At 68.1% G+C, this 18,069-nt stretch carries 15 protein-coding genes and 1 pseudogene; 3 read left to right on the top strand and 13 right to left on the bottom strand.

Translation table 11 applies throughout. From position 1 onward, the window contains the following. Nucleotides 1–29 precede the first annotated feature (29 nt). From J2X65_RS09465 to J2X65_RS09440, 6 genes are read right to left on the bottom strand one after another with little or no spacing between them, the layout of a single operon-like run. Nucleotides 30–914 carry an ABC transporter permease gene (locus J2X65_RS09465; RefSeq protein WP_310200578.1) on the bottom strand — a complete coding sequence of 295 codons (885 nt, stop codon included), beginning with the start codon at nucleotides 912–914 and terminating at the stop codon, nucleotides 30–32. Further along, complete coding sequence (locus tag J2X65_RS09460) at nucleotides 911–1,867, bottom strand: ABC transporter permease (protein WP_310200576.1); 957 nt, start codon at nucleotides 1,865–1,867, stop codon at nucleotides 911–913. The genes J2X65_RS09465 and J2X65_RS09460 overlap by 4 nt, the downstream gene beginning before the upstream one ends. Next, the gene (locus J2X65_RS09455) at nucleotides 1,864–2,928 is read right to left on the bottom strand and encodes an ABC transporter ATP-binding protein (RefSeq protein ID WP_310200574.1); all 1,065 of its coding nucleotides are present in this window, start codon (nucleotides 2,926–2,928) and stop codon (nucleotides 1,864–1,866) included. The genes J2X65_RS09460 and J2X65_RS09455 overlap by 4 nt, the downstream gene beginning before the upstream one ends. After that, complete coding sequence (locus J2X65_RS09450; RefSeq protein ID WP_310200572.1) at nucleotides 2,925–3,935, bottom strand: ABC transporter ATP-binding protein; 1,011 nt, start codon at nucleotides 3,933–3,935, stop codon at nucleotides 2,925–2,927. Before J2X65_RS09450 ends, J2X65_RS09455 begins: the two co-directional genes overlap by 4 nt. A gap of 8 nt (nucleotides 3,936–3,943) precedes the next feature. Then, nucleotides 3,944–5,116, bottom strand: coding sequence for a mandelate racemase/muconate lactonizing enzyme family protein (locus J2X65_RS09445; RefSeq protein ID WP_310200571.1), 1,173 nt, complete (start codon nucleotides 5,114–5,116; stop codon nucleotides 3,944–3,946). Nucleotides 5,117–5,123: 7 nt separating this feature from the next. Then, entirely contained in the window at nucleotides 5,124–8,327 is a 3,204-nt protein-coding gene (locus J2X65_RS09440) for an ABC transporter substrate-binding protein (RefSeq protein WP_310200569.1), read from the bottom strand. Nucleotides 8,328–8,500: 173 nt separating this feature from the next. On the opposite strand from J2X65_RS09440, the gene J2X65_RS09435 reads away from it, so the two are divergent. Further along, nucleotides 8,501–9,169 (top strand): GntR family transcriptional regulator, encoded by a 669-nt coding sequence (locus tag J2X65_RS09435; protein ID WP_310200566.1) that lies wholly within the window; start codon nucleotides 8,501–8,503, stop codon nucleotides 9,167–9,169. A 216-nt stretch (nucleotides 9,170–9,385) separates the two neighbouring features. Here the strand turns inward: J2X65_RS09435 and J2X65_RS09430 are convergent, their stop codons facing one another. Both J2X65_RS09430 and J2X65_RS09425 read right to left on the bottom strand, forming a co-directional pair. After that, complete coding sequence (locus J2X65_RS09430) at nucleotides 9,386–10,096, bottom strand: L,D-transpeptidase (protein WP_310200564.1); 711 nt, start codon at nucleotides 10,094–10,096, stop codon at nucleotides 9,386–9,388. A gap of 138 nt (nucleotides 10,097–10,234) precedes the next feature. Further along, nucleotides 10,235–10,651 (bottom strand): helix-turn-helix domain-containing protein, encoded by a 417-nt coding sequence (locus J2X65_RS09425; RefSeq protein WP_310200562.1) that lies wholly within the window; start codon nucleotides 10,649–10,651, stop codon nucleotides 10,235–10,237. Nucleotides 10,652–10,735: 84 nt separating this feature from the next. Between J2X65_RS09425 and J2X65_RS09420 the strand changes: the two genes are divergently transcribed. Continuing rightward, on the top strand, nucleotides 10,736–11,470 hold the full coding sequence (locus tag J2X65_RS09420; protein WP_310200560.1) for an SDR family oxidoreductase: 735 nt from the start codon (nucleotides 10,736–10,738) through the stop codon (nucleotides 11,468–11,470). 224 nt (nucleotides 11,471–11,694) lie between these two features. Here the strand turns inward: J2X65_RS09420 and J2X65_RS09415 are convergent, their stop codons facing one another. The 4 genes from J2X65_RS09415 to gnd form a co-directional block, all read right to left on the bottom strand. Further along, complete coding sequence (locus J2X65_RS09415) at nucleotides 11,695–13,101, bottom strand: metallophosphoesterase (RefSeq protein WP_310200558.1); 1,407 nt, start codon at nucleotides 13,099–13,101, stop codon at nucleotides 11,695–11,697. A gap of 84 nt (nucleotides 13,102–13,185) precedes the next feature. Continuing rightward, on the bottom strand, nucleotides 13,186–14,037 hold the full coding sequence (locus J2X65_RS09410) for a Cof-type HAD-IIB family hydrolase (protein ID WP_310200556.1): 852 nt from the start codon (nucleotides 14,035–14,037) through the stop codon (nucleotides 13,186–13,188). Further along, the gene (gene zwf / locus J2X65_RS09405) at nucleotides 14,034–15,578 is read right to left on the bottom strand and encodes a glucose-6-phosphate dehydrogenase (protein WP_310200553.1); all 1,545 of its coding nucleotides are present in this window, start codon (nucleotides 15,576–15,578) and stop codon (nucleotides 14,034–14,036) included. Before zwf ends, J2X65_RS09410 begins: the two co-directional genes overlap by 4 nt. 3 nt (nucleotides 15,579–15,581) lie before the next feature. Next, nucleotides 15,582–16,565: a phosphogluconate dehydrogenase (NAD(+)-dependent, decarboxylating) gene (gene gnd / locus J2X65_RS09400; RefSeq protein ID WP_310200551.1), complete on the bottom strand. Its 984-nt coding sequence runs from the start codon at nucleotides 16,563–16,565 to the stop codon at nucleotides 15,582–15,584. 390 nt (nucleotides 16,566–16,955) lie between these two features. On the opposite strand from gnd, the pseudogene J2X65_RS09395 reads away from it, so the two are divergent. Further along, nucleotides 16,956–17,144 (top strand): annotated as a pseudogene (locus J2X65_RS09395) (aldehyde dehydrogenase family protein); the annotation flags it as partial. A 145-nt stretch (nucleotides 17,145–17,289) separates the two neighbouring features. Here the strand turns inward: J2X65_RS09395 and J2X65_RS09390 are convergent. Continuing rightward, nucleotides 17,290–18,051 (bottom strand): SDR family oxidoreductase, encoded by a 762-nt coding sequence (locus tag J2X65_RS09390; protein ID WP_310200549.1) that lies wholly within the window; start codon nucleotides 18,049–18,051, stop codon nucleotides 17,290–17,292. Between the last annotated feature and the right edge of the window lie 18 nt (nucleotides 18,052–18,069).

Here is an 18,069-nt window from a genome sequence, read left to right as displayed (position 1 = left end):
TCCTGAGACGGATCGGTCGCTGGGCAAGATCAGTCGCTTCGCCTGCGGGTGGGATCGAGCAGCGAGCGCAGCGATTCGCCGAGCGCGTTGAAGGCGAGGGCGGTGAACAGGATCGCGAAGCCGGGCGCGTACATCTGCTCGGGGGCGATCTCCATATAGGCATAGGCGCGCGCCAGCATCTGGCCCCAGCTCGGGTTGGGCGGCTGCACGCCGAGGCCGAGGAAGCTCAGGCTGGCCTCGGCGAGCAGCGCGGTGGCGAGCAGCAGCGTCACCTGCACGATCACCGGCTGGATTGCGTTGGGAAGGATGTGGCGCCACACCAGCCGACCGGTCGACATGCCGAAGGTGCGGGCGGCGTCGACATAGAGCTCGCCCTTGACGATCATGGTCTGCACGCGGATCAGCCGGGCGAGGCCGGGCGAGAACACGATGCCGACTGCGATCATGCTGTTGGTGAGCCCGATGCCCAGCGCGCCGGTCACCGCGATGGCCAGCACGATGCTCGGGCAGGACAGGATGGTGTCGATCACCCGGCTCACCGCGGTGTCGACCCAGCCGCCGAGATAGCCGGCCAGCACCCCGAAGGGCAGCCCGATCAGCGTTCCGACGCTCACCGCGAGGAAGCTCGCATAGAGCGACATCGGCCCGCCATGGATCAGCCGGCTGAACACGTCGCGGCCGAGATCGTCGGTGCCGAGCAGATGCGCGGCGCTGGGCGGGGCGAGGATGTCCATGCTCTGTTCGAGCGGCGAATAGGGCGCGATCACATTGGCGAGCACCGACAGCGAGGCCAGCGCCAGCAGGAAGGCGAGGCTCACCGCCGCGCGCGTGTCCGAGGCGAGCCACGTCACGAAGCGGTTGCGCCGGCGGCGGACGGGGAGGGGGCGGAGCACGCCCTCGCTGCTCACGCTCATTTCTTGTTCATCCTTGGATCGAGGATCGAATAGAGGATGTCGATCACGAGGTTGCAGAAGATCACGATCAGCACGAGCACGAACACCACGCCCTGAACCACCGGGAAGTCCTTGTTGGTGGCGGAGGTGACCACCAGCGAGCCGGTGCCGGGAATGGCGAACACCGCCTCGATGGCGACGGTGGCGCCGAGCGTGCGGTTGAAGACGAGGCCGATCACGGTGAGCAGGGTCAGCGACACGTTCTTCAGCCCGTGCTTCCACAGGATCGCGCCCTGAGACAGGCCCTTGGCGTGCAGCGTGCGGACATATTGCGAGGACAGCACCTCGATGAGCGAGGAGCGCAGCTGGCGCGTGATCTCGGCGATGCCGCTGGAGGCGAGCGCGATGGCCGGCAGCGCGGCGTGCCGGAGCGCCGCGCCGGGGTCCTCGAACAGCGAGGCGGCGCCGGTGGTGGGAAACCAGCCCAGGCTGAGGGCGAAGAAGCCGACCAGGATCATGCCGACCCAGAAATTCGGCACCGCGACGCCGAGCGAGGCGATGCTGGTGACCAGGCGGTCGACCTTCCCCTCGACATGGGTGGCGGCGAGGATGCCGAGCGGCACCGCGATGCTGATGGCGAGGATCAACGCCAGGAACACGATGAGCAGCGTATTGGGCAGGCGGCGCAGCACCTCGTCGATGACCGGCAGCCCGGTGATCAGCGAGGTCGACAGGTCGCCGCGCACCGCGCCGCCGAGCCAATGGAGATATTGCTGCCAGAGCGGCAAATCGAGGCCGAGCATCTCGCGGATCTGCGCGATGCGCTCGGCGGTGGCGGTCTCGCCGGCGATCACCGCCGCCGGATCGCCCGGCACCAGCTGCAGCAGGCCGAACACCGCGAAGGTGGCGAGCACGATCACCGGCACCACCTGGATCAGGCGCCAGCCGATCAGCCGCAGGGTGCGCGCGCTCATGACGCCCTCCCGGGCCGGAGGGCGCCGCCGAGCTTAACCGGGTGCAACTCGGCCCCCGACATGATCGGCAGTTCGCCGGCGAAATGGCAGGCACTGAGATGGCCGGGCGCGGTCTCCCGCCAGGGGGGCTCCTTTTCGGCACAGACCGGCTGCGCGAAGCGGCAGCGGGTGCGGAAGCGGCAGCCGGAAGGCGGCGACACCGGGCTCGGCAGCTCGCCCTTCAGCATCACCCGGTTCTGCGCGCGCAGATGGGCGGGCAGCGCCACCGGCTCGGCCGAGAGCAGCGCCTCGGTATAGGGATGGGCCGGGGCGAGCACCACGTCCTCGGTGCGGCCGATCTCGACGATGCGGCCGAGATACATCACCGCCACCCGGTCGCTGACATGGGCGACCACGCCGAGATTATGGGTGATGAAGATGTAGGTGAGGCCGAACTCGGCCTGCAATTCGGCGAAGAGGTTGAGGATGTCGGCCTGGATGGAGACGTCGAGCGCCGAGACCGCCTCGTCGCAGACGATGAGGTCGGGCCGCAGCGTCAGCACCCGGGCGATGCAGACGCGCTGCTTCTGGCCGCCGGAAAGCTCGTGCGGATAGCGGGCGGCGAAGTCCGGGCTGAGCCCGACGCGCTCCATCAACTCGATCGCCCGCTCACGGCGCTCGCGCTCCGGCAATTCGCCGGCGACGTCCATCGGCTCGCGGATCGCCTTGAGGATTGTCATGCGCGGGTCGAGCGCGGCATTGGGGTCCTGGAAGATGATCTGGTAGCGGCGGCGGTGCCGGCGCAGTTCGCGCGCGCTCAGCGTGTAGGGATCGACGCCCTGATGCAGGATGCGGCCGGCCGAGGGCTTTTCCAGGCAGATGACGGCGCGGCCGAGCGTGGTCTTGCCCGAGCCGGATTCGCCGATCACCCCGAAGATTTCCCGCGGCCTCACCTCGAGGCTGACGCCGTCCACCGCCTTGAGCGTGCGCCCGCCGCTGACCGGGAAATGCACGCCGACATTCTCGACGGCGACGATGGGAGTGGCGTCCTGCGGGGCGGGGATGGGGGCGGGTGCGTTCATGACAGCACTCCCATGAGTTCGAGCTCGTCATGCCGGCAGCAGCGCACCTGCCCTGACGGCCCCAGCCGGTCGAGCGGCTGCGGCATCTCGCAGAGCGGGCGCGCGAAGCCGCAGCGCGGGCGGAAGCGGCAGCCCTCCGGCATCTCGCCGCGCATCGGCACGCGGCCGGGAATGGCGGGGAGCTTCGACTTGCGCTCGGCGAGCGCCGGCAGCGAACGCAAGAGGCCGGAGGTATAGGGGTGGCGCGGGCGCACCAGCACCTCGTCGATGCGGCCCTCTTCGATCACCTCGCCGGCATACATTGTCACGAGGCGCGAACAGGTCTGGGCGACGAGGCCGAGATCGTGGGTGATGAACAGCATGGCCATGCCGAGCCGCGCGCAGAGGTCGCCGAGCACGTCGACAATCTGCGCCTGCACGGTGACGTCGAGCGCGGTGGTCGGCTCGTCGGCGATCAGCAGGCGCGGCTCGCAGACGATGGCGATGGCGATCATCGCCCGCTGGCGCATGCCGCCGGAGAGTTGGTGCGGATAGGCATCGTAGCGCAGCGCCGGCTCGGGGATGCCGACGCGCGCCAGCGCCTCTATGCCGCGCTCGCGCGCCTCGCGGGGGGAGATGTCGCGATGGGCCCGCAGCGTCTCGGCGATCTGCTGGCCGATGGTGAACACCGGGTCGAGCGCGCTCATCGGCTCCTGGAAGATCATGCTGATCTTCGCGCCCCGCCGCTGCCGCAACCGCCGCTGCGACATGCCGACGAGATTCTCGCCCTCCAGCACCACCTCGCCGGAGACGCGGCTGGTGGCCTTGGGCAGCAGGCCCATCAGGGCGAGGCCGGTGACGCTCTTGCCGCAGCCGCTCTCGCCGACGAGCCCCACCGTCTCGCCCGGCGCGATGGAGAAGGTGACGTCGCGCGTCACCTGCACCAGGCCGGCGCCGGTTCGGAAGGCGATGCCGAGGTCGCGCACGTCCAGCAGCGGAGCGGCTGGTTTCGGAGGCGTGTTGTCCATGGCGGCGCTCAGCCCGGCGGATGGCGGCGCACCGCCGCCTCGTCGACATCGGTGCCCCAGCCGGGGCGGGTCGGCACCAGCATCTCGCCGTTCTCGATCACCGGCTGGTGGGTGACGAACTCGCCCTTCCAGGGCACGTCGTCGATATCGATCTCCATGATGCGCAGATTGGGCACCAGCGCGGCGAAATTGGCGCTGATGTGGTCGGCGAGATGGCCGTAGAAATTGTGCGGCGCGACGTTCACCTCATAGGCGTCGGCCAGCGAGGCGATCTTCACCGCTTCGAGGAAGCCGTTCCACAGCACGTCGACGATGGCGACGTCCATCGCATAGGCGTCGAGGAAGGGCCGGTAGCTGCGGCGGTGATAGAGCGACTCGCCGCTGGCGATCGGGAAGCCCGCGGCGCGGCGCAGCAAAGCGAGGCTCTGCGGATCGTAGGTGTCGAGCTCCAGCCAGGCGAGGCGGAACGGTTCGACCGTCCGCACCAGTTCGAGATAGCCTTCGGTACGGAAGTGGAAATTGGCGTCGAGCATGAGGTCGGCGTCTGCACCGGCCCCTGCCCGCAGCGCCTCCAGCTGCCGGGCGAGGCCGCGCAGCACCTCCGGGCGCGGATTGAGCGCCGGGAAGCCCGGCATGGTGCCGAAGCCGGGCCGGAAATTGGCCAGCGCGCCGTCTTCCATCAGCGTGATGTTGGTCTTCATGGCGCGGAAGCCGCGGCGGCGCGCCTCCTCGCCGAGCTTCATCACGTCGTCATAGTCGCGCACCGGCGGCAGGCCGTATCTGCCGCCATGGCGCACGCGATAGGTGCCGAAATGCGACCAGTAGACCGGCAGCCGGTCGCGCACCGCGCCGCCGAACAGCGCGTGGACGGGCACGCCCAGCGCCTTGCCGGCAATGTCCAGCAGCGCATTGCCGAGCGCCGCCATGGCGTGCTGGTTGATGCCCGACCAGGCCGGCACGGTCTGGGTGTACAGCACCGCCATCGCCCATTCGACGCGGGTCGGATCGAGGCCGATCAGCCGCTCGCCGAGCGCGCGGATGGTCGCGTTCAGCCCCTTGGTGCCGACATCCTCGCTATATTCCGACCAGCCGATCAGCCCCTCGTCGGTGGTGATCTTCAGGAAGGAGGTGGTCCGCCAGCCGGCATTGGCGTGGAAGTCTTCGATTTTGACGATTTTCATCGGGGGCTCAGCCTTCGAGGTAGAGCGCGTTGAATTTCGGCTTGCCGAGCAGGTTCGGCACATAGCCCTTGACGTTCGGGGCGTAGGCCTCGATGCCCGGCACGAAGGCGAGCTCGCCGGAGAGCGCATATTCCAGCGCGTATTTCTCCAGCTTGGCGAAGGCCTTCTTGCGCTCCGCGGGATCGACCACCGACTGGGATTTTATCTGCGCCTGCGCCATTTCGGGCGGCGGCGGCACCTTGCCGACATTGTTGAAGCCGTTCTCGCCATAGACCAGCGCGAAGGGCTGGCTGGGATCCGGCCGTCCGGTCCACAGGGCGAGCAGCATGTCGCCCTCGCCGCGCACGGTGAAGCGCTGATACATGTCTGCGCTCGATCCCACCGTCATGCTGCAGCGTATGCCGGCCTGACGCAGCTGCTCCATGATGATCTCGTGGCGCTGCTGCGAGGCCTGGTCGGAATAGCCGTAGAATTTCAGCTCCACCCCGTCCGGGAAGCCGGCCTCCTTCAGCAACGCGCGGGCCTTGTCCGGGTCGTGGGTGTAGTAGTGGTCATAGGCCGGGTCATGCGCCCAGTAGCCCGGCGGCAGCATGGTCTGGGCGGGCACGCCGAGCCCCATCAGCGCCGCCTTGTTGAACCCCTCGCGGTCGAGCGCGTAATTGACCGCCTGCCGCACCTTCACGTTGTTCAGCGGCTCGCGCCTGTAGTTGAACAGCAGATGGTAGTCCGCGATGGTCGGCGTGGAACTCACCACCACCTTGCCGGCGCCGAGGCGGTCGGCGACCAGCTTCTGCTGCGGGTTGAGGCGGTAGGTGAACTGGTTCTCGCCGGCGATCACCGAGCGCAGCGCGGTGTTCAGGTCGGTGATGATGCGGAAGGTCAGCCCGTCGAGATGCGGCAGGTCCCGGTTCCAGTAGTCGGGATTGCGGACCATGGTGACGACGTCGTTGTCGTTCCATTTCTCGAACCTGAACGGGCCGGTGCCGACCGGCTCGCGGTCGTGCTTCTGGCCCTTCTGCGCCACCGCCTTGGGCGAGGCGATCATGCCGGCGCGGTCGGCGAGGATGAGCGGCAGCGCGGTGTCGGGGCGGCGCAGGCGGAGCGCCACCCTGTCCGGCGCCAGCACCTCCACCGTCTCGATGGATTCGAGCTCGCCCTTCACCGCCGAGCGCGGATCGGTGCGGGCGCGGTCGAGATGCGCCTTCACGGCCGCCGCGTCGAACGGCTCGCCGTCATGGAACGTCACCCCCTCGCGCAGGGTGAAGACGAGGGTCTTCGGGTCCGGGAAATCCCAGGACGTCGCGAGACCCGGTTTCGCCGCCAGTGTCGTCGGCTCGAAATCGACCAGCGTGTCGAACAGCGGGTAGAGCAGCATGTGGTCGGAGCCGGTGCCCCCCGTTAGCGGATCGAGCGTCGACGGGTTGAACGGCGCGGCGATCTTCAGGATGCCGCCGCGACGGGGCGATTGGCCGAAGGCCGGCCGTCCGGCGAGGGAGAGCGCCAGCGGCGAGCCCGCGAGCGCGCCGAGCCCGAGCAGGGCGTGGCGACGTGTGATCATGTTGGCTCCTCGATGAGTCAGGGGCGGGAGGCGCCGGCGGCGTGTTCCGCCGGCCGCCTCGTTCAGTCGGCGAGGAAGATGCCGTTGAGCTTCGGCTTGCCGAGCAGGTTCGGCACATAGCCCTTCACGGTCGGCGCATGGACCTCGATGCCTGGCACGAAGGCGACCTCGGCGGAGAGCGCGTGATCGAGCGCCGCCTTCTCCAGCCTGGCGAAGGCGGCCTTGCGACCTTCCTCGGTGGTGGCGGTCTGCGATTCGACCTGCGCCGCCTTGCATCTCCGGCGGCGGCGGCACCTTGCCGGCATTGTTGAAGCCGTTCTCGCCATAGACCAGCAGGAAGGGCAGGCTGGGGTCGGGCCGGCCGGTCCACAGCGTCATGATCATGTCCCCCTCGCCGCGGATCATGAAGCGCTGGTACATGTCGGCATTCGATCCGGAGATCAGCGTGGTGCGGATCCCCGCCTTGCGCAGCTGCTCCATGATGATCTCGTGGCGCTGCTGCGAGGCCTGGTCGGAATTGCCGAAGAAGGTCAGGTCGACGCCGTCCGGGAAGCCGGCTTCCTTGAGCAGCGCCCGCGCCTTGTCCGGGTCGTGGGTGTAGAAGCCGTCGAGCGCGGAATCATGCGCCCAGTAGCCGGGCGGCAGCATGGTCTGGGCGGGCACGCCGAGGCCGAGCAGCGCCGCCTTGTTGAAGGCCTCGCGGTCGATGGCGTAGTTGATCGCCTGCCGGACCTTCACGTTGTCCAGCGGCGCGCGCTTGTAGTTGAAGACCAGATGGTAGTCGGCAATGGTCGGGTTGGAGGCGACCACCACCTTGCCGCCGCCGGCGCGGTCGGCGACCACCTTCTGCTGCGGGTTGAGGCGGTAGGCGAAATGGTTCTCGCCGGCGATCACCGAGCGCAGCCCGGTGTTGAGATCGGTGATGATGCGGAAGCTCAGCCCGTCTAGATGCGGCAGGTCCCTGTTCCAATAGTCGGGATTGCGGACCATGGTCACCACGTCGTTGTCGTTCCACTTCTCGAACCTGAACGGCCCGGTGCCGACCGGCTCGCGGTCCGACTGGCGGCCCTTGGCGGCGGCCGCCTTGGGCGAGAACACCATGCCCGCGCGGTCGGCTAGGATCAGCGGCAGCGCGGTGTCCGGGCGGCTGAGATGCAGCGCCACCTTGTTCGGCGCCAGCACCTCGACGCTTTCCAGCGAAGCGATGTCGCCCTTCACCGCCGAGCGGGGATCGTCCTTGGCGCGGTCGAGATGTGCCTTCACCGCGTTCGCGTCGAAGGGCTCGCCGTCATGGAACGTCACGCCCTCGCGCAGGGTCAGCACCAGCGTCTTCGGGTCGGGGAACTCCCAGGCGGTGGCGAGGCCGGGCTTCGGCGCCAGCGTCGCCGGCTCGAAGTCGATGAGCGTGTCGAACAGCGGGTAGAGCAGCATGTGGTCGGAGCCGGCCCCGCCGGTCAGCGGGTCGAGGCTCGACGGGTTGAAGGGCGCGGCAATTTTCAGCACGCCGCCCTTCTTGGGTGCGTCCTGTGCCAGCAGCGGACCGGCCAGCGCGCCCGAGAGCATTGCCAGAGCGGCGGAGGCCAGCAGGGTGCGGCGGGTGAGGTGGCAGGCGTGCGCGAATATCCGCGGGCGCGGACGGTCGAAGGGGGGCATTGGCGTTTCTCCCAAGGCACGGGTCTTTTGCCCGCTGCAAGGTGCGGCCGTTCAGCCGATAGGATTTTAGATATTATATATAATCGTGGGGAGCAAGATGATTGTATATAATATCGAGAGCGTGATGGTTGTGGTAAGCCGGTCGTGCTAGCGCAGAGGCAGGAGCCAGCGGCATGAACGAGATGATGCGACATGAGACCATGACCGCGCGTGTCGAGCGCGCGATCCGGCGCGACATCGTCGCCGGCCTCATCGCCCCGGGCGAGCGCCTGCGGGTCGCGGAGCTCAGCTCGCGCTACGGCGTCAGCCACATCCCGGTGCGCGAGGCGCTGCGGCAGCTCGAGGGCGACCGCCTGGTGGTGATCGATCCGCATAAGGGGGCGATCCTGCGCGGCGTCACGCCGAAATTCGTCCGCGACATGCATGACACGCGGGCGGCGCTCGAGGTGCTGCTGGTCCGCAATGCCGCGGAGCGGATCAGCCCGGCCGGCGCCGACGAGCTCGATCGCCTCGCCGCGGCCTATGAGCAGGCCGCTGCCAGCGGCAATGCCCCCGCCATGGTCGAGGCCAATCTCACCTTGCATCGGCGGATCGCCGTGCTGGCCGACAACCCGGTGGCCGCCGATATCATGGATCAGGGCTGGGAACTCGTCGTCAGCATCCGACAGCGCTATGGCTTTGGACCGTCGCGCATCGCGGCGATCATCGAGCAGCACCGCCGCCTGGTCGGCGCCATCCGCTCCGGCGATGCCGGACTAGCCTCCAGCGTCGCCCTGGAGCACTGCCTCGATGCGCGCGACGATCTGCTGGCGCGGATGGAAGAGGCGGCAAACGGGGCGTGATCGTCCTTGAGGACCGAGCAAGTCGCCATCCGCTTGCCTGTACGTGCCACATCGGGGGGTGCGCAGCGCCGATCGAATCGGCAGCCTTTTGCGCGCACCGGCGTGAAGGCGCCTCAAGGCGTCCCGCCGGAAGCGCGGTCCCCGGCTTCCGGCACGGCCGGGGGCTGCCGATGGGACACGCCGAAGCCGCGACGTTGGCGCACTACCCCATCGCCGCTATGCCGGCAACACCACCACTTTCGTCTTTACCGGCGTGCGATCATACAGGTCGATCATGTCCTGGCTCAGGAGACCGACGCAACCGCTGGTGACACCGTTGCCGATCGATTCGGGATCGCTGGTCGCGTAGATGGTGTAGAGCGTGTAGGCGCCGTTCTGATACAGATAGAGCGTGCGGGCACCGAGCGGGTTGTCGAGGCCGCCCGGCATGCCGCGGGCGTATTTGGCGGCTTCGGGCTGGCGCTGGATCATCTCCTTGGGCGGTGTCCAGGTCGCCCATTCGCCCTTGCGTCCGACATAGGCCTCGCCATTCCACCGGAACCCGTCGCGGCCGACATTGGCACCATAGCGGGTGGCGAGCCCGTCCTCCTCGATGCGGTAGACATAGTAGTTGCCGGGATCGACGATGATCGTGCCGGGCGCCTCCTCGGTCTCGTAGCGAACGGTCCGGCGATAATATTTCCGATCGACCTTGCTGACATCGACCGCCGGGATCGGGAACTTCTCCTCGGGCACCGGGCCATAGAGCTTCTGCGCTTCGGCGAGGCTCAGGCCGTCGGGTGTCGCACAGCCGGCCAGCCCGAAGGCGCCGAGACCAACGGCCGAGCCGACCAGAAACGACCGGCGGCTGACCAGCCCCGCCCGATGCCCGAGCACGGCGACCTCGTCTGCCCTGCCGGCATCGGCAGTCCGACCGTTCATGTTCATGATTGGCACTTCCCCATCCTGCTGCCCGACGAGACCGCAGGGCGGTACATATCCGCCGAGCGCCTTGCCCGACTGACATTGCCGTCACGCGGTGCGACACGCAAGATCGGGATTGCGGGGGCCGCTTGTCCCGCAGTCCTATCCTTTCCTGGCGATCCCGGCCTCCCGCCGGGCGAAGACGCGGGTGACCTCGGCCAGATTCTCTGTGCCCCAGCTGCAGAGCGGCACAAGCGCCTCGGCGAGGCTGAGGCCCAGCGGCGTCAGGCTGTAATCGACCCGTGGCGGGATCTCGTTGTAGTCCGTCCGTTTCACGAGTTCGTCGGCCTCCAGCTCCTTGAGCTGCTGGATCAGCATCTTGTCGCTGACATCGCGAATGGCGCGGCGCAGCTCGCCGTAGCGCGTCGGCCCGCCCTGGGCGAGGAAATACAGGATCAGCGGCTTCCACTTGCCGGAGATGACTCGGAGCGTGGCGTCGAGGCCGCAGGTGAAGCCGGGCAGCGTCGGCGTGCAGCCGGCAACCTGCGGTGCGGTGGTGGCAGAGAAGGAGGATGACATTTCCAGGTACTTACCAAAAGGTGCATACTTGTCGATAAGTGGGTAGCCCGCCAACTGAGTGCAACCTCAACGAAGGAGCACATCATGAGCAGGCTACAGGGCAAGACGGCAGTGGTAACCGGAGGCGGAAGCGGCATCGGCCTCGGCGCCGCCAAGCGGTTCATCGAGGAAGGCGCGTTCGTCTACATCTTCGGGCGGCGGCGGCAGGCGCTCGATGCCGCCTTGGCACAGCTGGGGCCGCAGGCGCGGGCCGTGCAGGGTTCGGTGACCGACCTTGCCGATCTCGGCCGGCTCTATGAGACCGTCAAGGCCGAACGCGGCGGCCTCGACATCCTGTTCGCCAATGCCGGCACCGGATCCTTCGCACCACTCGGCGAGATCACGCCCGAGCACTACGACCAGACCTTCGACGTCAATGTGAAAGGGCTGATCTTCACGGTGCAGAAGGCGCTGCCGCTGATGAAGGCGGGCGGGTCGATCATCCTCACGGGGTCGAGCACAGGGGTCATGGGCACGCCGCAGTTCAGCGTCTACAGCGCCACCAAAGCGGCGATCCGCAATCTGGCGCGCAGCTGGGCGCTGGACCTGCGCGGCACGGGCATTCGCGTGAATGTACTTTCTCCCGGGCCAACCAAAACCGAACTCGCCGTCGAGGTGGTGGGCGAAGAAGCGTTGGATGCGCTCGGCGCCACGACGCCGGTCGGCCGCATGGGCGACCCGAGCGAGACCGGGGCGGTGGCGGCGTTCCTCGCCTCCTCGGACAGCAGCTTCATGACCGGCGGCGAGGTGTTCGTCGATGGAGGGCTGGCGCAGGTCTGACGCGCTGCGCAATTGAACCGAGGGCTTCGATGACCGATATCGAAGCCCTCGACACCGTTAGGCCTGGGGGCGGCGTGGCGCTTCGTTGCGACGTCGAACGAATGCTGCGCCGCTCGGCATGCTAGAGCATTTTCGGTGAACACCGGTTCGCCGGAAATGCTCTAGCCTATTGTTTTGACGTGTTTTCTTCCAGCGAAGTGGAATCCACATCGCTCGAAAACGCTCTAGCGGCCGCAATAGCAGTCGGCGAAGGCGGCTGGGTCGGTGTATCCGATGGCACAGGCATAGGCTGGCAGATCGTCCTTGCCGAGCTCGCCGTGGCTGACATTGTACAAGCGCCGGAATGGCGTGTCGGCTGCGCCGGATGGCTGCAGCTGCTTCCACATCGCCTCGACGGCTGACGGCGTGAAGGCCGCCGCAGAATAGGCGGCCGAGAATCGGTATTCCTGCTCCCATTCGGCCGCAGCGGCATTCGCCGCGGTGTCGAGATTGGCCAGGTAGCGTGCCGCGAAATCCGCGACCGCGCCGGATGCCCGGTCATAGGAAAACAGCAGGAAGCCGGGATTCTGGCCGAACACGGGGCTGATCGCCGGCGCGATCTTCTCGGTGCCGATGACGGCGCCGGCGCGATCGCGCAGCAGCCGGTAGTCATCGTGATGGTCGTGCCCGCTGAAGCTCGCCGTCACCGTGCCGGCGTAGCGCGCCAGCAGCCCGGTGAAGCGGGAGGCGAAGGGCTCGGCCAGCATCGGCACGATGCGTTCGCGGCAGGTCGTCCCCTTGGCGCTGACCGTGCCATAGGCGTCGATGCCCGCGGGAATGTGGTGCAAAAGCCAGACCCTGCGGCCGGCGGCCTCGGCCGTCGCCAGCTGGCGTTCGAGCCAGGCGAGCATGACATGCGCCGCGCCGAGGCCAGTGGTGCCGCAGGCATTGCGATACGCGGGCGACCACAGCGCATCGTCGAGCACCAGCAGGGTGGTGTCGGCCTGGGTCGGATGCGAGGCGGCGTAAAATCCGCCGGCGAGGTAGCTCTCGTCGAAATCCGCGGCGAGCAGGGACGATCCGGCCAGGTCGCGCACCGTCTCGCGCGTTGCCTGGAGATAGGGGCCACCGGCATCGATGCGGTAGTCGCCGCAGCCCGAATCGGTGTTGCCGAGCGACAGCACGATCGGCTTGCCCGGCAGGGCCGCCCGCAGGCGTGCGGCGACGAACAGCGTGGTCTTCACCGCGAAAGCGCGGCTCTCCGCCGAACCGGGGCGGAAGCCGAAGGCGCGCTCGGTCCTGGCGGGAAAATCATGGGCCAGCAGGTCGCCGGTGAGCAGCACGAAATCGGCACCGGCTGCAGCCCTGGAGATGTCGGCCAGCGCGGTTTCGAGAAGGGCGTGGTTGGTGTCCTCGCCCCAGCGCGAGAGCCGGTGGTCGGAACCTGCGGCGAAATGGGCCGGCCATGCGGCCAGCGGTAGGCCGGCGAGGTCGCGGCCGTGTGGCGGGAGCTCGAACGGATTGAAGTGAATATCCGAGATATGGACGAATGTGGCGTCGAGGGGGGCCGCCCGCGCCGCCTCGAGCAGAAGCAGCGCCAGAAACAGCACCGCATTGGCCAGCGCGGCGATCAGCGCGGCCCGAGCGGTCACCGGTTCTGGAAGAGAGTTTGATGCGCGCATCTCACCAAGTCGCAACGCCGGAGCCCGCCGGCGGCCGGGGCAGGAAGCCGGGCCTCAGCCTTTTCCTGCGGCGCGGGGCAGCACGAAGCGTTCGATGGCGTGGGCGACGCCATCCTCGTCATTGGCGGTGGTGACGAAATCGGCCTGCGCCTTCACCTCCGGCGCGGCATTGCCCATGGCGATGGCGAGCCCGGCGGTGGCGAACATCGGCAGGTCGTTGTGCATGTCGCCGATGACAGCCACTTCGTCCAGCGGGACACCGAAATGCCGGGCGAATTGGCGCACGGCATGGCCCTTGTCGGTGCCGGGCGGGGTGAGGTCGAGATATTTGGCCTGCGAGCGCTTCACCGTGGCGCCGCTGCCCAGCATGGGCTGGAGATCGGCCTCGCAGGCCTCCAGCATGGCGAAATCGCTCGACGAGCCGACGATTTTGCCCGCCCGCGCAATATGATCGCCGAACTCGCGCACGACGGTCGGCTGGAAGGCGACGGTGCGGATCTCGCCGGCGACATACTGGGAGTCAGGGTCGGTGAGATACCATTCATTGTCGGCGAACACCCAGATGGAGGCGCCGCGCTCGGCCATCACCGCGATGCCGGTCGCCGCGGCATCGCGGGCGACGAAGTGCTGCTCGACGATCGAGAAGTCGCCGCGCAGGATCGAGCCGCCGTTGAAGCCGCCGAACAGATCGAGGCCCAGCGCTTCGACGAGGATCTTCATGCCGCGCGGCGGACGGGCGGAGACCGCGACGAAGGGCACGCCGGCCTCGCGCAGCCGGCGCACCGCCGCGACGGTGGCGGGCGTCACGGCCTTCTGCTTGTCCACCAGCGTGCCGTCGACGTCGGAGACCATCAGCGAGATGCGCCCCGAGCTGGTGGACGGGCGGAGGGTATCGGAGGGGGTCATGGGGCACGGTTCCGTTCGAGCGACAGCCATTGGAAGCCGTCCTGCGCCAGCATCACATCGGACATCGCCGGGCCGCTGCTGCCGGCGGAATAAAACTGCACGTCGTCTTCGCCGCCGGCCACGGCGTCGATGATCGGCTCCACCGCCTCCCAGCCGGCCTCGATGGTATCGGCGCGCTGGAACAGCGTGGGATCGCCGCACAGGCAATCATAGATCAGCGTCTCGTAGCCGGTGGACGGCGCCGCCTTGAAGTAGTCGGTATACTTGAAGTCCATCTCCACCTCGGAGAGCCGTACCTTGCGGCCCGGCACCTTGGCGGCGAACCGCAGCGAGACGCCCTCGTCCGGCTGGACGTGGATGACCATGACGTTCGGCTTCAGCGCGGTGGGCAGATGGCGGAACAGCACGCCCGGCGCGCGCTTGAACTGGATGACGATCTCGGTCCGCCGCGCCGACAGCGCCTTGCCGGTGCGCACATAGAACGGCACGCCGTTCCAGCGCCAGGAATCGACGAAGCATTTCAGCGCCACATAGGTCTCGGTGCGGCTGTCGGGCGCGACGTCCTGCTCGGCGCGGTAGTCCTTCACCGGCTGGCCGTTGACGATGCCGGCCCGGTATTGCCCGCGCACCGCCGCGCCGATGGCGTCGCTCGGCTTCATGTGGCGGATCGCCTCGATCACCTTGGTCTTCTCGGTGCGCACCGCGTCGGCATCGAAGGAGTTTGGCGGCTCCATCGCGGTCATGGCGAGCAGCTGGAACATGTGGTTGGGCACCATGTCGCGCAGGGCGCCGGTGGCGTCATAGAAGCGCCCGCGCTTTTCGACCGTCACGGTTTCCGCCGCGGTGATCTGGACGTGGTCGATATATTCCTTGCTCCAGATCGGCTCGAAAATGCCGTTGCCGAAGCGCAGCGCCATCATGTTCTGCACCGTTTCCTTGCCGAGGAAATGGTCGATCCGATAGATCTGCCGCTCGTCCGCCACCGCCAGCAGGCGCTTGTTGAGCACGCGCGCGGAGGGCAGGTCGGTGCCGAACGGCTTCTCCACCACGATGTGGCGGAAGGCGCCCTCCGCCTCCTTCAGCAGGTCGGCGGCGCCGAGCTGCTCGGAGATGGCGGCGAAGAAGCGCGGCGCCACCGCGAGGTAGAACACCGCATTGCCGGTCTGGCCGGCCCGCCCATCCAGCCGTTCGCGGATGCGGCCATAGGTGGCGGGATCCTCGAAGTCGCCGGCGATGTAGCCGATGCGGCTTATCAGCCAGTTCCACGTGGTGCCGCCGACGTCGCAGGAGCCGGGCAGGCCCTTGGTCGCCTCGGTGAGATAGGCCCGGTAGTCTTCCTCGCTCTGCTCGACCCGGTCGACGCCGACGATGGCGAAATCGTCGCTCAGCACGCCTTCATTGGCGAGGTTGTAGAGCGAAGGCAGCAGCAGGCGCTGGGTCAGGTCGCCGGACGCGCCGAAAATGAAGAAGGTGGATGCGGGCGCGGGCGCGGCATCCGGCGCCAGCACCTTCTGCCCGAGGACGACGGTCTCGCCAGCCATTGATCACTTGTCCATCTTGAATTCGGTATGGCCGCCAAACTGGAAGCGCATCGCCGAAAGCATCTTCTCGCCGAAGGTGTGGTTCTGGCGCGAGCGGAAGCGGGTGTAGAGCGCGGCGGTGAGCACCTCGGCCGAGACCGCCTCCTCCACCGCCGCCATCACCGTCCAGCGGCCCTCGCCGGAATCGGCGACCTCGCCGGGAAAGGCGGAGAGCTGCTCGTCCCTGGCGAGCGCGATCGAGGTGAGGTCGAGCAGCCAGGACGACACCACGCTGCCGCGCCGCCACACCTCGGCGATGTCCGGCATGTTGAGCGTGTAGCGCTCATTGGCCGGCAGCGCGGCGGAATCCTTGTTCTTCAGGATCTCGAAGCCTTCGGCATAAGCCTGCATCAGGCCGTACTCGATGCCGTTGTGGATCATCTTGACGAAGTGACCGGCTCCGGCCGGCCCGGCATGAATATAGCCCTGCTCGGCGCGTGGATCGCGGCCCTCGCGGCCGGGCGTCAGCGGGATGTTGCCCTTGCCGGGCGCCAGCGCGGCGAAGATCGGGTCGAGATGGTCCACCGCCTCCTTGGTGCCGCCGATCATCATGCAGTAGCCGCGCTCAAGGCCCCAGACGCCGCCGGAGGTGCCGACGTCGATATAATGCAGGCCCTGCGGCTCCAGCGTCTCGGCGCGCCGGATGTCGTCCTTGTAGAAGGTGTTACCGCCGTCGATGATGATGTCGCCGGGCGACATCAGGCCGGCGAGCGCGTTCACCGTATCCTCGGTCGGCGCGCCGGCCGGCAGCATCACCCATACCGCGCGCGGCGCCGCCAGCTTCGACACCAGGTCGGCGAGACCGGCGGCGCCCGACATGCCTTCGCCGGCGAGCTCGCCCACCGCCGAGCTGTTGCGATCCCAGACGATGCAGGAATGTCCCGCACGGGCGAGGCGCCGCGCGATGTTTCCACCCATCCGGCCGAGGCCGACGACACCGAGCTGCATATTCCCCTCCTGCTATCGTCGAACGGCGTGCCGTCGACGGCGCCCATTCGAACCTGAAACGTCCTGTCGATCCCTTAAGGATCGCTGCAGCCCCTGTCTTTAGCGCGTAAAAGCCACAGCTCGATTACCGCATTCGTAGTCGCTTCGGCGTCGCGACAGAAGCCGGGATAGCGCCGAAATTGCCCGCCCCGCGTCCGCAATGTCGTTATGCTGCCCTCCGGCGTGCTCAATGCCGTGAACGGTATGGAGACGCCGTGGGGACGGCGCCGAGCACGCATCGCGACATCGCCAAGATCATTCCGGATCGACGGCGACCGGCCGCGTCATTCTGCCCGCTGCGCCGGGACCCTGAAGGGGTGACGCCGGCCGGAAGACATCGAGGCCCGGCTGGTGGCCGCCCTGGCCGCGTTCTCGCTGGGCGAGGGGGCCGACCCGGCGGTGCGGATCGGCCCGATGGCGAGCCACAAGCCATGGGAGCGCGTGCAGCCCTACATCCGCCTCGGGCGGGAAGAGGGCATCCGCCTGCAGGCCGGTGGCGAGCGGCGCCCGGCGGGGCTGGAGCGCGGCTGGTTCGTGTGGCCGACGATCTTCGCCGATGACCGAAACGACATGCGGATCGCTTGCGGAGAGATTTCGGGCGGGTGCCCTGCCTCATCTTCCATCGCGACGAGGCGCAGGCGGCGGAAATCGCCAACGACACCGATTATGTCGCCCTGCCGAAGGGCTAGGGCAGGTACATGCCGCCGTTCACATGCAACGTCTGGCCGGTGATGAAGTCGCCGCTCGGCAAGGCGAGGGTGCGCACGATCTCGGCGACGTTGCGCGGCGCGCCCTCGTGCCCGACCGGCAAGAAGCCGCCGCCCGGGAAGGCGCCGCCAGCGCCGGAGGTCGCCGAGCGCGGCCCGCCGATGCGGCCGGGCACCACGAGATTGGCGGTGATGCCCTGCGCGCCGAACTCGATCGCCAGCGCCTTGGTGAAGCCGACCAGCGCCGCCTTGGCGGTCGCCACATGCACCCGGTGCGAGACGCCACTGTGCGCGCTCACCCCGCCGATCGAGATGATGCGGCCGAAGCCGTTGCGCGCCATCGCCGGCACCGCGGCGCGGGTGACGAGAAAGGCGCCCTCGACGATCACCGAATAGACCGCGCGGAAGGTGGCGAGGTCGAGCTCGACCAGGGGCTTCTCGCCGCGCACCGCGGCGTTGTTGACGAGGATGTCGAGCCGGCCGGTCTCGCCGAGGATGGCGTCGACGAGCCGCTGCACCTCCGCCTCCACGGTGATGTCGGCGAGCAGCGCCGTGGCGGCACCGCCCTCGGCACGGATCTCGGCGGCCACCGCCTCGATCTCGTCGCGCGACGACCTGGCGTGGACGACGACATGGGCGCCCTCGCGCGCCAGCAGCAGCGCGCTCTCGCGGCCGATGCGGCGGGCGGAGCCGGTGACGAGGGCGACCTTGCCGGAGAGCGGCCGGTTGGAGCTGGTCATGCAGATGTCTCTCGAAGG

It is taken from the genome of Ancylobacter sp. 3268, assembly GCF_031456575.1.
In the GTDB taxonomy this organism is placed as follows: Bacteria; Pseudomonadota; Alphaproteobacteria; order Rhizobiales; family Xanthobacteraceae; genus Ancylobacter.
This window is presented reverse-complemented; position numbering and strand designations above follow the sequence as displayed.